The 16,047-nt window shown below is 47.8% G+C and carries 14 protein-coding genes and 2 riboswitches; of the genes, 7 read left to right on the top strand and 7 right to left on the bottom strand.

Going from position 1 to position 16,047, the window contains the following annotated elements:
* Positions 1–40 precede the first annotated feature (40 nt).
* A riboswitch (TPP riboswitch) is annotated at positions 41–146 on the bottom strand.
* Positions 147–441: 295 nt separating this feature from the next.
* Both asd and JOE45_RS22460 read left to right on the top strand, forming a co-directional pair.
* On the top strand, positions 442–1,233 hold the full coding sequence (asd, locus tag JOE45_RS22465) for an archaetidylserine decarboxylase (RefSeq protein ID WP_210022269.1): 792 nt from the start codon (positions 442–444) through the stop codon (positions 1,231–1,233).
* A gap of 36 nt (positions 1,234–1,269) precedes the next feature.
* Positions 1,270–2,526, top strand: a complete 1,257-nt coding sequence (locus JOE45_RS22460; protein WP_210022270.1) for an MFS transporter — start codon at positions 1,270–1,272, stop codon at positions 2,524–2,526.
* A gap of 175 nt (positions 2,527–2,701) precedes the next feature.
* Here JOE45_RS22460 and JOE45_RS22455 read toward each other — a convergent pair whose 3' ends face one another.
* The 4 genes from JOE45_RS22455 to JOE45_RS22440 form a co-directional block, all read right to left on the bottom strand.
* Positions 2,702–3,511, bottom strand: a complete 810-nt coding sequence (locus JOE45_RS22455) for a DUF2797 domain-containing protein (RefSeq protein WP_210022271.1) — start codon at positions 3,509–3,511, stop codon at positions 2,702–2,704.
* A gap of 220 nt (positions 3,512–3,731) precedes the next feature.
* Positions 3,732–4,025 (bottom strand): Dabb family protein, encoded by a 294-nt coding sequence (locus JOE45_RS22450; RefSeq protein WP_210022272.1) that lies wholly within the window; start codon positions 4,023–4,025, stop codon positions 3,732–3,734.
* Positions 4,026–4,131: 106 nt separating this feature from the next.
* Complete coding sequence (locus JOE45_RS22445; protein WP_210022273.1) at positions 4,132–4,722, bottom strand: DNA-3-methyladenine glycosylase; 591 nt, start codon at positions 4,720–4,722, stop codon at positions 4,132–4,134.
* 46 nt (positions 4,723–4,768) lie between these two features.
* The gene (locus JOE45_RS22440) at positions 4,769–5,344 is read right to left on the bottom strand and encodes a uracil-DNA glycosylase (RefSeq protein ID WP_210022274.1); all 576 of its coding nucleotides are present in this window, start codon (positions 5,342–5,344) and stop codon (positions 4,769–4,771) included.
* Positions 5,345–5,567: 223 nt separating this feature from the next.
* On the opposite strand from JOE45_RS22440, the gene JOE45_RS22435 reads away from it, so the two are divergent.
* The 3 genes from JOE45_RS22435 (at position 5,568) to JOE45_RS23740 (ending at position 9,537) form a co-directional block, all read left to right on the top strand.
* On the top strand, positions 5,568–6,665 hold the full coding sequence (locus tag JOE45_RS22435; protein ID WP_210022275.1) for a PRK06851 family protein: 1,098 nt from the start codon (positions 5,568–5,570) through the stop codon (positions 6,663–6,665).
* 182 nt (positions 6,666–6,847) lie between these two features.
* Positions 6,848–8,884, top strand: coding sequence for a PKD domain-containing protein (locus tag JOE45_RS22430; RefSeq protein WP_210022276.1), 2,037 nt, complete (start codon positions 6,848–6,850; stop codon positions 8,882–8,884).
* A gap of 314 nt (positions 8,885–9,198) precedes the next feature.
* Complete coding sequence (locus JOE45_RS23740) at positions 9,199–9,537, top strand: hypothetical protein (RefSeq protein ID WP_245247120.1); 339 nt, start codon at positions 9,199–9,201, stop codon at positions 9,535–9,537.
* 160 nt (positions 9,538–9,697) lie between these two features.
* Here the strand turns inward: JOE45_RS23740 and JOE45_RS22420 are convergent, their stop codons facing one another.
* Both JOE45_RS22420 and JOE45_RS22415 read right to left on the bottom strand, forming a co-directional pair.
* On the bottom strand, positions 9,698–10,987 hold the full coding sequence (locus JOE45_RS22420) for a nucleobase:cation symporter-2 family protein (protein WP_210022278.1): 1,290 nt from the start codon (positions 10,985–10,987) through the stop codon (positions 9,698–9,700).
* A gap of 1 nt (position 10,988) precedes the next feature.
* Positions 10,989–11,597 (bottom strand): xanthine phosphoribosyltransferase, encoded by a 609-nt coding sequence (locus JOE45_RS22415; protein ID WP_210022279.1) that lies wholly within the window; start codon positions 11,595–11,597, stop codon positions 10,989–10,991.
* Between the two features lie 167 nt (positions 11,598–11,764).
* Positions 11,765–11,868: riboswitch (purine riboswitch) on the bottom strand.
* Positions 11,869–12,055: 187 nt separating this feature from the next.
* Between JOE45_RS22415 and JOE45_RS22410 the strand changes: the two genes are divergently transcribed.
* The gene (locus JOE45_RS22410; RefSeq protein WP_210022280.1) at positions 12,056–12,592 is read left to right on the top strand and encodes a GNAT family N-acetyltransferase; all 537 of its coding nucleotides are present in this window, start codon (positions 12,056–12,058) and stop codon (positions 12,590–12,592) included.
* Positions 12,593–12,629: 37 nt separating this feature from the next.
* Here the strand turns inward: JOE45_RS22410 and JOE45_RS22405 are convergent, their stop codons facing one another.
* Entirely contained in the window at positions 12,630–14,678 is a 2,049-nt protein-coding gene (locus JOE45_RS22405; RefSeq protein WP_210022281.1) for a catalase, read from the bottom strand.
* A gap of 350 nt (positions 14,679–15,028) precedes the next feature.
* On the opposite strand from JOE45_RS22405, the gene JOE45_RS22400 reads away from it, so the two are divergent.
* Positions 15,029–16,015 carry an RCC1 domain-containing protein gene (locus JOE45_RS22400; RefSeq protein ID WP_210022282.1) on the top strand — a complete coding sequence of 329 codons (987 nt, stop codon included), beginning with the start codon at positions 15,029–15,031 and terminating at the stop codon, positions 16,013–16,015.
* Positions 16,016–16,047: the final 32 nt, after the last annotated feature.

Genomic DNA, 16,047 nt, shown 5'->3' with positions numbered 1-16,047 from the left:
ATGAAGGAAGCGGCCTTGTAAGCACCATAGAAATATATGTGCCAACGATCTTCCACTTCCCTACGCTGGTATAAACCAGATCAGGTTCAGAGGGTCTAGGATCTATTGATCCAATCTCAGCCTGTGCGGCTCCCCTAGTGACATCATCATATTATCACGATTGAAATATTTGTCAATGGAGGATCTTGAAAAAATTCCATAGCTACATCCAAGACCTGCAGCCCGATTTTAGTGAACCTGGCCGCTTGCCTTACCTGTGGGGAATTCAAAAATACGCCTGTAAGGCTTAATCCGTCCTAATATATGAAATGAAAGGCTCCTTCGGGAGCTTTTCTTGCTTTTTAAGGTTCGTTTTAGGATTGCTTTGTGCTCCGTTCTGTGTCAAGATAGGCGTTAGATTCGCGTACTTACATTAAGAGAAAACAGGTGAACCTTTCCATTATGAAGATTTCGCTATTCCGGCTGCTGACCGAGCTTTCCTCACGCAAGACCGTGTCGAGACTGACAGGAACCTTTGCCAAATCCAGAGCTAGCCGAGCGCTGATTCCACGCTTTATTCGTACTTACGGCATTCGCGTACAAGATGCGGAGAAAGCGATACATGAGTATGCTTCTTTGAACGATTTTTTTACCCGCAGATTAAAAGCAGGATTGCGTCCTATCGACGAGACGCCAGATACGGTAGTCAGCCCCGTCGATGCCCTGATTACCGGGATGGGAAGCATTCAAGAGGGGCTTATTGTCAATGTAAAGGGACAGGATTACACAATTGATGAGCTGCTGAACCAAAGTCCCCGCATGATCAATTACAAACATGGATTTTATTATGTTCTTTACTTGAGTCCCACCGACTATCACCGGATTCATTCTCCCGTGACAGGTAAGATTCTGGAGAAGGAGCATGTCGCAGGCAAGGTGTATCCGGTAAACGACTTCGGACTCAAGCATATGCGTCGGGTCCTTAGCCGTAATGAGCGTTTGATTACTTATATACAGCATGATACCGGGGAAGTCGCCGTGGTGAAGGTCGGGGCTTTGAATGTGAGCAGCATTCAATACGTTACCCCGCTTCCGAATGAGCTAAGCCGCGGCGACGAGCTTGCTTACTTCGAATTCGGATCTACCGTCGTGCTCCTGACCGAATCGGGCACCTTCGCCCCCCGTGAAGATGTAAAAGTCGGCAGCAGAGTTACCATGGGAGAAGCGCTTGGAATAACCAAACATCGGGATTAGGCCGCTGGATCCTAACCAAGAAAGGAGCGTTCTTTCATGCAGGCGCAAACCGGAGCAGCGGCCTCCGGACCGGTTTTTCAAAGGTCACCGGAGGCCAATGGGAAACCAACCGTATTCCGCATACTGCTTGCCATCAGTTTGGTGCATTTATTTAATGATTCCATTCAATCGATCATTCCTGCGATCCTGCCGATTCTGAAGGATTCCATGAATTTGACCTATATGCAATCGGGTATTATCGTGTTCGCTTTAAACATGACCGCTTCGATTATGCAGCCGGTCATCGGCCTATATTCGGACCGCCGTCCCTCCCCTTACATGCTGCCGATGGGAATGGGCCTTACCTTTATCGGTGTGCTCGGGCTGGCTTTTGCGCCGAATTATTGGCTGGTTCTGCTATCCGTGCTATTCATCGGACTCGGCTCCGCCGTCTTCCATCCGGAAGGCTCGCGGGTAGCCTACATGGCCGGAGGCTCAAGACGCGGACTCGCGCAGTCGATCTTTCAGGTAGGCGGCAACTCAGGGCAATCGCTGGCTCCTCTTATGACGGCCTTCCTCTTCGTCCCGCTCGGTCAATTCGGGGCGATCTGGTTTACGGCAGTTGCCGGGCTGGCCATTCTCGTCCAGCTCTTTATCTCCCGCTGGTACAGCGGATATATAGCTGTGCATCCGCCTGCGGCAAAGAAGAACGGCGTACGGGTCATGAGTCCTTTGCGCAAAAAGCAAATCACTTTCGCTATCTTAACGTTGATTTTTCTCGTGTTCGCCCGGTCCTGGTACCATGCTGGCGTGACGATCTATTATCCGTTTTATCTCATGGAACAGTTCGGAATTACTTTGGAAAAGGCTCAAATCTACATCTTCCTGTTCGCCGCGGCGGGCGCACTAGGCACCTTCATGGGTGGTCCGCTGTCCGATAAATTCGGACGACGCAACCTGATCTTCTTCTCCATGGTCGGCTCCGCGCCCCTGGCCTTGCTTTTGCCTTATGCCAATCCGTTCTGGGCGTATGTCATTTTGCTTGTTAACGGTTTCATCATCCTCTCCAGCTTTTCCGTTTCAGTAGTGTACGCACAAGAGCTGATCCCAGGCAAGATCGGAACCGTGTCCGGACTGATTACCGGTCTCGCCTTCGGTCTAGGCGCGCTGGGAGCGGTGGCGCTCGGCGGTCTGATCGATGCGCTGCATCTCCCGGTGGTCATGCAGATGGTGAGTATCCTTCCACTGATCGGCCTTCTGACCTTCTTCCTTCCGCATGACCGTACCCTAAAGGAATGGGCTCAGGAAGCTTAAGTAAGAAGCGGTTTTGAAATCACATCCATATGAAAAGCACGATACGTCCCGTTTGAGGTGTATCGTGCATTTCTTCTTTCTATCATGAGATTAGTCAGTCCGTATCGGTGACCGCCAGCACGGCCAGCGTCCGTCCGGACGAAGAGCCGCGGCGCTGAAGTCCCAAGCCACATCGTTATTGCGCCACCTGCGAGGCTTCAAGTGAAATGGATACCTTGTATCCGCTATATTTCCTTACGTTGATTACTGCTTGCTCAAACATCAGGTAGTTGCCCTTTATTCCAATCAGACGGTCCGTGATCATCGGAGACTTTTCCAGATCGTACGTCTTGATTTTCTGCAGCGACTCCATCTGTGGGTAAAGGAATTCGAACACCGTCGTTTCGTCGAGCAGATACGGTTTAAAGGCTTCCGGAACATGAGCAAGAATCTCAATTCTGCTTTGAAGCAATTCAATCTCGCTGACTTCACCCTTCAGCATTTTGCGCCAGTCCGTTTTGTCCATCACATGTTTGCTAAGTTCAAATTCCAGTTCTCCTGCAAGCTTTCTTGTCGGGAGCTCAGCAATGGGAATGGCCTGAATAGCCCCTTGGTCTGTCCAACGCTTCATTTGGTTTCCCTTGCGGGTAAGACCGACTTTAAGGCCGCTGCTTACCGCAAGATATACATAATGCGGAACCATACAGTGCGTTTGAGCGAAAGCTTCATCCCGGCACGTTCCTTGATCAAAGTGGCATTCATGGGGTTTAACGATACACAAATCATTTTCTGCAAGCGCAACGAAACAGGGATAACAGTAGCCGGAATTGTATGTTTTTTTAATTTTTCTATTGCAATGAATACATCGAATTTCATGTAAAAACTGGATTTGAAGGTGCTCTCCAACCCAATCATTAAGTGGGACTTCAGTTTCATCAAGCCGCAATATATATTGAACCGGGGCTTCGTGCCGGTGAGTAAAACCTCTCAAGATACCGCTATGCATAGGTATAATCACTCCTATATTATGTAGTATTGAAAATCTATCAATCTATTATAATTATACGTTCCCCAGAGGAAAAAGGATACTCAGGGGACCTACTGGAGAGTCGATGGAATGATAGACCCTCCAGATCACTCCCATATGTCGGACAAAAAATAAGCTTTGTCCGAGCCAAGGCTGCAGGACAAAGCTTATTTTACTATCGATCTATGAGAAGCAAGCTTTAGATTTCAATATCAACCACAATACTATCCACTCGTCCTACTTCTCTGATCAAAGCCGCAACCGCTTGATGTTCAGGATTCGGTCCATAAGCCTCCAGAGCCGCTTTGTTTTCAAACCGAACGCTCAATACCAATTGATAGCCTTGATTTTTCTCTGAAAAGTTGATACCGGCTTGAAGATCCACGATTCCCGTAAGATGATTTTTGAGAGCTTTGAATCGTTCAACTACATCCTGCAACTGCTCCTGCGTTGTCGATTCGCCAAATTTAACTAGTACGATATGATCGATCATGTTAAGTCCTCTTTTCTATTTTAAATATATTCCACTATATCATGTAAGCTCGTTCAAAACCACTGCGAGAGTTGACACTTCGTTAATAGAGAATAGCGCTTATTACTTACCTAGATACAAACGGGTTTCCATTCTCCCAAAATCGCCAGGGATAGTCTTTGGCCTCGCCGCTATTCTCAATGCCGATCCTAGGACCGGTCACTATGGATTTAATTTCTCCTCTTCCCTCTGCAATAAAAAGAGGCGGTTCAAATAAAGGTGTTCCATAATCCTCTTGGTTTATTCCCAGAGCTTTCGTCAGCTTGCCCGGACCATTGGTGAGTTCTATTTTCTTTTTTTCTTTTCCGCGGCGCTCATACATCATTTCTATGCCCGTATAAGGCTCGACAGCTCTAATTAACACGGCCTCTGGATGGCCCTCCTTCCCACTGACCACATTCACCAGACAATGGGTGTGCATCACATAGGTATATGCATAACCAGGAGGACCAAACATCACCTCCGTTCTTGGCGTCCTTCGATGGTTAAAGCTGTGCGCTGCACGATCCTCCGGCCCCCTATAAGCTTCGGTTTCCACAATCCAGCCCGAAGCCGTGCCTGATTCAGTTTCCTTTACTAGCAGCAGCCCAAGCAGCGAACGAGCCAAATCCAATGTGGGTTGTTGGAAAAATATTGCGTCTACAGGTTGAAACGACACTAGACTCACCTCTCTTTGGTCCCTAATCCAAACCTTTTATAACCTTTCATATCATGTCTTTGATCTTTTCGGCAACAAACTTTATATCTTCTACGAAATACTTCATAAGTACAGGTCTTCGGCGCACAGCCAAAGGATGATAGGAAACCGCTATCGGCATCTCTTGAAACGTATGCCACTTTCCTCTATAGCTTTTCACGTCGGCTTCCTGGTCTGGAAATAAGGTTTGCACCACCACATTGCCTAGAGCAAACAGTACATCCGGCCTCTTCTCCTTCAATTGTAGCTGCAAATGAGAAAAGCACGCTTCTCTAGCAAGCGGCTTATTATAAGCACGTATTGGACGACATTTCAATAGATAGCTCACATAAACCGAATCGATGTCTAGTCCAGCCTCTCTCATCCCGTACTGTAACGTTTCCCGAGTTCCGCATACAAAAGGCTGACCCTCCCGATCTTCGCGTGAACCGGGGTTGTCCAATAGGATGAAAACCGGTGCATTGGGGTTTCCCTCTCCCCATATCACACGATGCCGCTGCTTGGAAAGCTCACATTGTTGGCAGGCTATGGCGAACGGGGGGACTGGTTCCTCCGGTAGAATGAACGGTTTGAAGTCTAACATGGGGAAGTCTCCTTAACCTCTATAAGAATAAATTAACCACTTAACCGCCTATCCGTATGAAGCTAACGATTATGTTGCCCATTAGATGATCTCGACTATTCTACAGTTGCTTCCAAGGCTGAAGCCCATTTCGTCATCGACTGTATTCGGCTGCACCTTTTTGACAGGGCTGTAATACGATGAACTATGCACCATGACATTAGCCTAGAAAGGTGTGACGGTGATGACTGGTATCGTCAAAAACTTTTACGCGAGCGGCAATACGGCTCGCGGCTTTGCCAACCTGTTCGACTCGTCTTTACAAGGATTGGAGCGTCTTTTTATTTTACAAGGGGGATCGGCGACAGCAAAGTCGGGTTTGATTCGGACCATCGGAAACCAAATGGTAGAGAACGGCTATGACATCTGGTTTATTCATTGCGCCTCGGACAATGACTCGCTGGACGGATTGATCATCCCTGCTTTAAGGGTGGGAATCGTTGATGGGACGGCCCCTCGTGTAATAGAGCCCCGGGAGCCGGGGACGGTTGTGCGATACGTGACCTTGGGCGAGACCGGGGATACGGCTCAGCTCGCTGCCCGACAACCGGAGATCGAAAACTTGAATGAGAGCATTCAACAAGCCCATGAACGCGCTTATGCCGGGTTCGCGGAAGCGCTTCGCATTCATGACGAATGGGAAACGATTTATATCGCAAACATGAACTTTCAGGCAGCCGATGAACTGACAGTGGAGTATATACAGCTCCTCTACGGTAATCGGAAACTCGAACGTCAGAGCCGCGTAGACCACCGTTTTTTGGGAGCGGCCACCCCGAAAGGCGCGGTCGATTTTGTTCCGAATTTGACTGAAGGCCTGAAAAGATACCTCATTAAAGGCCGGGCCGGTTCGGGTAAATCCACCCTGCTGAAAAAGCTGGCAGCCGCAGGAATTGAACGCGGCTTCGATGTGGAAATTTACCACTGCGGCTTTGACCCGAACAGTCTGGATATGGTCATTGTGCGGGAGCTGGGGTTCGCCATATTTGACAGCACGGCGCCACATGAGTATTATCCCGACCGCGATGCTGACGAGATCTTGGATATGTATGAGCACTGCATCAAGCCAGGTACGGATGAAGCTCATGCGGATGCTATAAGCGACATCAAAGGGCGATACGCCGCACAAATGAAAGCGTCCATTGAGGATCTTGCACAAGCCAAATCCCTTCAGGATGAACTGGAGCAAATCTATGTTCATTCCACCGATTTCCACAGGATAGATCAGATCAAGGAGGAAGTTTTACAAGAGATCATCAGCCTGGCTGCCATTAGTGAATGAGATCTTCCGTACTGCAAAAAGCATCTTTCCTCATAAAGCTGAGGGGAGATGCTTTTTTACACTGTAAGCTATTTAGGAAGAAATTCACTGTACCGGTGTACCTGTCAATTGATTGTGCAAATCATATCTTAATCATAGGGAGAAATGTTAAAACAATAATCGTTTATGAAAGGAGGCACCCTATGAAAGTTGGTCCTTTAAGTGAGCATAATGGTTTCCCTTTATGGTATAAGGATGAAAATCAACTTCGCCTTCAGCTGAATCTTGATCCAAATGATCCGTTCAGCGGCATAACCCCAGCAGAGCTACCTGATCCCTCAAGTCCGGTGTCATTCCCTGACAACTTCCCATCTGAAGCTTTTTATATGGCAGCCGAAGCTGAAATGACCACGGGCACTGGAGAAAGAGCTCGACTCGTATTGGCACTTGAAGCGGCATTTGTAAACGAAGTTCCAAGAGACGATGAACAAATTGTATTTGGAAGAGTTCGGATTCGCGTTTCCGGATTAATCCCTAATACCGATTATACAGTGAGTCATCCCTACGGAGTAGATACCTTTGTGGCTGAACCTGATCCGGGAGATCCAAGCATTGGTGAAATCAATTTTACTGAAGACATAGGCGATTTAAACGGAAGGAACTTTCAACTTGCGGGAAATAGCAGAGTCCATCCGTTTCTTCGCTGGGATCCCAACGTTATACCTGCTGTTCCACAGGGGTACATTGGTGATCCTAATGTTTTGCATCCCATCATCGGAAGTATATTTGTAGATCAACAGGGGCAGCCGCAAAATTATTTCCGCATTGAGGGGCCTGGTATTGGTATTGGCTCTCCGGATCGTTCTACTACTCCCGGTATCGACCCGGATAATTGCATCGAGACTAGACAATTTGCGTTATTAGGCACAATCGCCGTCAACTCCGGCCTTGATATTACTCGTGCAACCTATGAAAGAACCACGATGAACGGCGGATTTATTGATCTCTTCGCCTTCACAGATGATTCGCCGCAGGATATGGAAGTCTCCGGCACAGGCTTTTTGCCGACAATAATGCTGGGTAACCAAGGCTCCTACTTTGCACGTGTTTTCTATACGGGCAACCATCCGCCAAGCGAGGTTACGGTGACCAACGTCAGTGATCATCCGGACAGTTCAAAGGTAGCTTTACCCGTAGATTTAATCACAACTGCAGCAACCTACAGCACCGAAACCAAAGAATTGACCGTTTCGGCTCAGTCCAGCGACGAGATCGGGGATCCGTTACTGACCGTCGCTGATTTTGGCACCATTCCTGCAGGTGGAACCTTGACGATCTCTAACCTGGATTATGCTCCCGATGATGTAACGGTTTGGTCTGCAGCAGGTGGGAAAATGACCGTTCCTGTTGTCGTCGAAGGACCTCCATTTAATCCGATTCCTGTCCAGGCGTCCGCCGGAGATGATCAAACCGTACTCATTGGGGCTCAAGTCATGCTGGATGGTACGCACTCTACCGGACCCATCACATCCTTTCATTGGACCCAAGTATCCGGAACTCCCGTTGTACTAACTGGAGAAAATTCAGCTACACCTACGTTTACGGCACCGAACAGTAATGTCACTCTCGTGTTTTCATTGACCGTTACAGGCCCGGGAGGGCCATCGACAAGCAGCGTTACTGTTCAGGTTGTTGAGGATGCACCGACACCGATTGCGGACGCAGGACCGGATCAAACGGTACAACAAGGTACGATCGTTACCCTTGATGGCAGTGGTTCCGTGAACGCCGTGAGTTTTATCTGGGAACAAATCTTTGGAGCTGCCGTACAGCTGAGCGGTGCCCAAACACCAAATCCAACCTTTGCATTTCCCAAGCAACCGGAACCCTTGGTTTTCCAATTAACCGTTAGCGGCCCAGGGGGAGCATCGGCGGATACCGTCCAGATCATGACCCTGCCCGATAACCTTACTGTCACCCGTGCGGAGTTCCGAACACGTGAGGCGGAATGGCGAATAACAGGAACATCTAATGTTTCTGGGCCAGGAGTAAGGATTACCATTCACTTGGGTAACAACAGTAATGGACCTGTTCTTGCTCAAGTGGACGTTGATGCTCTGGGTCAGTGGGAATACCGAATAGAAGGGGCCACAATGCAGCCGGACGCAACAAGGTCGATCACCATACAATCCAGCTCGGGCGGATTGCTTGCTTCCGTACCCATCACCATTCGAAGATAACCTAAGCTCCGCCGTCCCAGACCGTTCTCCGAATGATCCATTTAGAAAGGAGTGCTGAAATGAATTACTGTCGGTGCTGCTGTAATCCATGCACTTGCGGGTATAGGCCAGGACCTCCCGGGCCTCCAGGACCTCGCGGACCACAGGGTCAGCAGGGATCCCCAGGACCTCGTGGACAACAGGGCGAGCAGGGACCTCCGGGACCTCGTGGACAGCAGGGTGAGCAGGGGCCTCCCGGACTTCCAGGGTTACCAGATGTCGCTTTTGGATATGCCTACTCCCCTTCAGGTCATACGGTTTCAGGTCCTGTTCCTTTGAGGATTGCGGGTCCGCTGCAAGATGTTGTCCTTATTCCTGAAGGATTAAAAGTTTTAAGAGACGGAATATTTCAAATCAACTACAACGTAACAGCCGCTCTTCCCAGTGAAGCTGAGAGTCCGGCACAGTTTAACATCGTCATCAACGGTTCAATTGAAGTACTCTCTTCCATCACCTATGGATACAAATCTGCCGGCCCCACTCCAAACAGCAACACGTTAAGCTGCTCGATCCTTTTTTCCTTACTAACCGATGACAGGGTTCAACTTTTTGCCGCCCTACCAGCCAACGCAAGCTGCCATGGAGCCTCTTTACAATTAATTCAAGTCGGATAAAAAATATACAAGCCAGTGCCTTGAAAGCACTGGCTTGTATATTTTCATACATATCCCGTTCCCATCTATCTAAGAAATCAGCAGAATTTTCCCTGTGCTTTCCCGGCTTTCCGATAATCGCCTCCGAAACCAAGTTCGGGAACGATTTACAAACGACCTATTAAGCTTCCTGAACAACCTCCGAAGCGGCAGCATTTCGCTTGGACAGGAGCAAATTCAAAAGAATAGCGGTCAAGGAACCGGACACGATTCCGTTTTGCATCAGCATTTTGGCGAAGCCCGGCAGTTGATCGAACATTTGAGGAAGAGTTGCCGAACCCAGACCTACAGCGATACTGCAAGCGGCAATCAGAAGATTGTCGCCTTTGCGCAGGTCAACCCCCGAGAGAATCGATATACCCGCGGCTGCGACTGATCCGAACATAACGATCATGGCGCCCCCAAGCACCGCATTGGGAATGACCGTCGTTAAGGCCGCCAGTTTAGGCAGCAAGCCCAGAATAACCATGATGCCTCCCGCAGCAAAAATAACGTCCCGGGATTTCACGCGAGTAAGCGAGATCAAGCCGACATTTTGAGAGAAGGCGGTATAAGGAAACGCATTGAAAATCCCGCCCAGCATAATGGCCAGACCTTCGGAACGCAAGCCGTTGACGATTTGCTTCTTCTCGACTTTTTGATCGGTTGCTTTGCCTACGGCAAAATAAACGCCTGTGGACTCTACCATGCTGACGATATTTACGATAATCATAGTAATAATAGCGGTGATGCTGATCTCAGGAATACCAAAGTAGAATGGCTGGGCAACACTAACCCATGACGCTGACGAAACGGAAGAGAAGCTAACAATGCCCATGGCATAGCCTGCGACCGTTCCGGCAACCAACCCGACAAGCACGGAAATAGCACGTAAAAATCCGGTAGCCAACCGGCTGACTACAAGAATAACCACCAGCGTGAAAAACGCAAGAAGCAGATTGCTCGGCTGGCCGAAGTCGGGGCTTCCTTGACCGCCCGCAACGTTGTTCATCGCTACTGGAATCAGGGAGAGCCCGATAATCGTCACGACCGACCCGGTCACAACGGTAGGGAAAAATTTAAGCATCTTTCCATACAGCGGCGCGGCTAAAATAACGAACAAACCGGATATGATAATGGCTCCGTACGCTGTCGCCAAATTCGATGTGGAGGCGATGGCAATGATCGGGCCAACTGCAGTAAAGGTACATCCCAAAATAACGGGCAGTCCGCTGCCGAAATACTTCGTTCCCATTACCTGCAGGATCGTGGCGATGCCGCAGGTAAATAAATCAGCTGCGATCAGATAAGCGATTTGGGTGCTGGTCAGATTGAGCGCTCCCCCGACAATCAGCGGCACGATCACAGCTCCGGCATACATAGCCAGCACATGCTGAAAGCCTAAGGTAATCACTTTTTGTTTGCTTAACATTTTACATTCTCCCTTGACCTTGATGGAATAAACTATTGTCTTCTACAAAATGAATCTCACCTGGCGACATCGAAGCAATCCGGGCTAAGGAATGCACAGACACTCCCTTATTTTCCAGCAGGCTGCGGCCTTCCTGAAAGCTTTTCTCGATAACGCAGCCTACTCCCATAAGCTCTGCTCCCGATTCTCTTACGATATCGACCAGCCCTACCAGCGCCGCGCCTGTAGCCAGAAAATCATCTACGATCAGCACTTTATCGCTGGGCCCCAAGTATTTCTGCGAAACGCTAACCTGGTACGATTCCTGCCGGGTAAACGAATGCACAGGTGCCGAATACACTTTCTCGGAGAGAGTGACGGCCTTCTTCTTTTTTGCATAAATAAAAGGCACGTTCAGTGCGATCCCCGTCGCCATCGCAAACTGAATGCCGCTGGCCTCAATGGTGAGTACTTTGGTGATGGGTTCATGGCTGAACAACCGCGCAAACTCCCGTCCGATCTCCAGCGTAAGCTGCGTATCCACCTGGTGGTTCAAAAAAGAATCCACCTTTAGCACCGTATCGGACAGAATCAATCCCTCCTGACGGATGCGTTCCTTCAATAATTCCATTCTGCGTTTATCGCTCCTTTTCCAACCGAAAAAGGACAGGCTCCTTGAGCAGTTCCTCTCAAGTGAAGCCTGTCCTTCTGGGTTTTTATCCCTTTTGGTGTAACACACGATAGTGCCCGCATCGCTTGGACCAGCCTTTCTTTTCTGCAAGATCAAAGAAACGGAACCCTAGATGCGCTTTCACTCATAGTCGGTCGATTAAAGTGGTCGTCCGGTAGAAACTTATGGGCCATATCCCCAAAATTATACGAGTTGTTGTATGATATTTTACTTTGTATATACTACACACTCTTTTCTACGGTTTCAAGAGAAAATTTCACAATATTAGACAAAATTCGCGTTTTTCATTCACCGATTACGAAGCATAGGAATAGACCCCGCTCCCCTATCCCATAATAATCCTATAGTGGATAACATTTCATGATATTCATTTGTAAATCCCTACGGAGGTGTACGATATGCAATGGTATGAGAAGCTTAACGATTATTTTCCCGAGCATGAAATGAAAGATCCAGGGCAATTGAAAACGTTACTAGAAACCTCCCCCTATTATCACAAAGAAGAAACAGCCGATTATCTGGTGTTATTTGCAGAATTTCCGACGTTTATCTTTATCGATTATTTCCTCGTAAATTCCAAAAACAGAGGCAGGGGAATCGGCTCCAAGTTGCTGGATCAATTTAAACAAAAGGGAAAACTGATCCTCCTCGAAGCAGAACCGATAGATGTCGACGATGAAGATACACAAAAGAGGATGAAATTTTATTTAAGAAACGGATTCAAAAAAGCGGATCGGATTCGCTATACTCGCGAGGATGAGAATGGACAATCTTTTGAAATGAACATCTTGTATTGGCCCCCTTTCGAGGAGGATCAAACCGTGATTATGGAGAAAATGAGGAAGGCATGCAGCGAAATTCACAATTTTCATTCCCTGCGTTTTTATGGACGAAAACTTGCAGATCCAGATGAAACGTTGGAGTGGAAGCACTAAAAAGAGAGGATTTCTCCTCTCTTTTGAGACAAATTACTTATACCAATTGACGGTCCCAATGTCGATGGGCTGCAATCGCATCAACAAATTCATTCGCAAATTTTTTCGTTTCATTCCCTATGACTACACCAGGGCTCTTTGCCATATCACTGTCTTCCAACCATTGCTTCCCTTCGTGGGTCGCTCCAATCGGTTTAAAGTGAGCATACGCTTCATCAATAAAGGAAACGGCCTTTTTGATAAACGTTTTGCTTCCACCACTTCCTCCAACCGCATAAATCGCATCGAATAGGACGGAGTCGGCTGTTAAAAAGGTATGCTTGATTTCAAGGTCCTTATCCTTCGATCCTTTTACCATTCCCAGCTTGTCGCTAATGATCTCAGTCTGGATCCCCGCTGCTTCTAATTGTTCTAAAATCGACGTTACATCAGTGCCGTCAACATGTTGCCCAATAATCACACCGACTTTACGAGTATTCGGCATTTTCTTGGTATTGGCTTGGCTAAGTGCCGGGGATGATTTCGTCACCTTGGACCCTTTCCCTTGTGGCGCAGCTGCTCCAATCGCTTCAGCCACCGTTGCGGCCAATTCCATATTGACATTCGCAAACATGTCGACCACCTGCTGACGTATCGATTTGCTCTTCACTTTTCCAAGCTCAAACGTGAACGCCGAGATAATATGCTGCTTCTCAGGTTCACTCATACTGTTCCAAAACATCGTCGCTTGTGAGAAATGGTCTTTAAAGCTTTCGCTTCGGCTGCGTACTTTACGGCCTTCCACTTTCTCCTGATAATGTACATATCCTCCCTCCGCCTCAGGCGTTGGGGCTGGTGTATTGGCTGCCAACGAATTTTTATGATAGCTGACTTGGCCCCGATTAATCGTTTGACGGCCAATTCCATCGCGTTGATTGTTGTGGAAAGGACATACGGGTCTATTGATTGGCAGCTCGTGAAAGTTCGGACCGCCAAGGCGGGTCAGCTGTGTATCGGTATAAGAAAACAGACGGCCTTGTAACAACGGATCATTCGAGAAGTCGATACCGGGAACAACATGCCCTGGGTGGAAGGCAACTTGTTCCGTTTCGGCAAACACGTTATCCACATTACGATTCAGCGTCATCTTGCCGATGATGGTTACCGGCACATCCTCTTCCGGCCATAGCTTGGTCGGGTCCAGAATATCAAAGTCAAATTTGAATTCATCTTCTTCCTTAAGAAGCTGGACACCTAATTCGAACTCAGGATAATTCCCTTGTTCAATCGATTCCCACAAATCACGACGATGGAAATCCGGATCTTTTCCTGCTATCTTCTGCGCCTCATCCCAAACCAAGGAGTGTACCCCAAGTACTGGCTTCCAATGGAATTTCACAAAATGCGCTTTCCCTTGTTCATTCACAAAACGGAACGTGTGTACTCCAAATCCTTCCATCATACGAAAACTGCGCGGGATCGCCCGATCGGACTTCGCCCACATCACCATATGAGCCGATTCTTGGTTGTTGGCTACAAAGTCCCAAAACGTATCGTGAGCAGTTGCAGCTTGCGGCATCTCATTGTGAGGCTCCGGTTTCAGCGCATGCACCAGATCCGGAAACTTGATCGCATCTTGAATGAAAAAGACCGGAATATTGTTTCCAACCAGATCATAGTTTCCTTCCTGGGTATAGAACTTCGTGGCAAAACCGCGCGCATCCCGAACGGTCTCGGCCGAGCCGCGGGAGCCTGCTACGGTTGAAAAGCGCACAAAAACAGGCGTTTTCACAGACGGATCCTGCAAGAACCCCGCCTTTGTATATTCTTTCATCGATTTATATACTTCAAATTCCCCATGGGCAGCAAACCCTCTCGCGTGTACGGCCCGTTCGGGAATACGTTCATGATCAAAATGCGTCATTTTTTCCCGAAAATGAAAATCCTCCATTAACGTGGGGCCCCGTTCGCCCGCTTTTAAGGAGAACTCATCCTCGGCAATTTTCAGTCCTTGATTCGTTGTTAATTGTTGTCCTTCATCCTGGACGCGAAACTGCTCCAGTTGTTCATTTTTGCTGTTCTCGTTCACTTTACGTTCTTCGCTCATCAATAAAGCCCTCCCGTGGGAAAATTGTACAAGCAGTACCTTATCTTGTTACCCGGAAAGGAGATGAGCTAAGCAGAATTCACAATATCTTAATAATGCAAGACGCCAGAGTTATAAAAAAACGGTGTACCAACCCTATATCCCCATTCTTATAAATCTATTCTAAAATTTTATCCCCAAAAAATGATAACATTGAAGCAATTGCTGTTTTTCAAAACGGAAACTCTACCTCGAAAGGAGCAGTCACCGAGCCCCTCTATAACAAAATAAGTAACCAAACGATGAAATACTGTAGAAGACAACCAGATCAACTTATGAGGTGATTCAGATGAAACTCAATTTTCTTACTTATGTTACCGCCGCAAGTATTATTTGGGGCTTATTATCCTCCAATCTGCCCTACCGTTTCAGCACAGAATGCCCATAATGACAACACCATATCGACCGGACTAGAGCATTCCATCGCAATTCAGGATGGTCAGGTATGGACTTGGGGATACAACGATCGGTTCCAATTGGGAGACGGCACGCAGGAAGATCGGTTTTTTCCTGTTCAGGTGAAGGGTTTGACGAACATCATTGCGGTTGCTGCCGGGTTTGATCATACCCTCGCTTTACAAAGTGACGGCACCGTATGGGCATGGGGTAACAACCATGCGGGGCAATTAGGAGATGGGACTCAGGAACTCCGTTCCACCCCGGTCAAAGTGAAAAAATTAGACAACGTATTATCCATAGCTATCGTTGTAGGCAATCACACAGTCACATGGAAAAAGACCCTTTCCGACGAAAGGCCCTATCTGAGGGAAGAACTGCGAAACCATTTGCAGCTGCTGAATAACAACCAAACAACGGAATTCACCATTTCAGAAAAGGACTTCGAGGGCACAGCGAACGGCAGTATTCCCTATGACGCTAAATTGGCTGTTCTGTATTTAAACAACGAAGTGCTTTATGATCTGGAGCATGTATTTAAGCCTTATTATCAAGGAACCCTCGGTGCAGAAGATCTGACGAATTTAGAAGACTATTCGAACCGAAACGTGCCGAAGTACACCAAATCCGAAGGCTTTCCGCAAGATGCCGGAACAATTGCCGGGAATGTGTTCCGTTACTGGGATGATCCTCTGGCTCACATAGGCGAGTCCTTTGTAGATCTCCGACGGCAGGTGTATCAATCGTTCTTTAATGATATTCGCGCAAATCAGATAGACCCAACGCTGACGGTCAACCGTTTGATATCCGCCGAAAAGGCATACCTCGACTTTTTCAGCAATACATATACGGAAGACGACATACGGAACATGGTTTTCATACCATCTATGGGAAAAAACTAGGGTTCGACTAAAAAGGCCTCCAAATGTGTTGA

It is taken from the genome of Paenibacillus sp. PvR098 (assembly GCF_017833255.1).
In the GTDB taxonomy this organism is placed as follows: Bacteria; Bacillota; Bacilli; order Paenibacillales; family NBRC-103111; genus Paenibacillus_G.
This window is presented reverse-complemented; position numbering and strand designations above follow the sequence as displayed.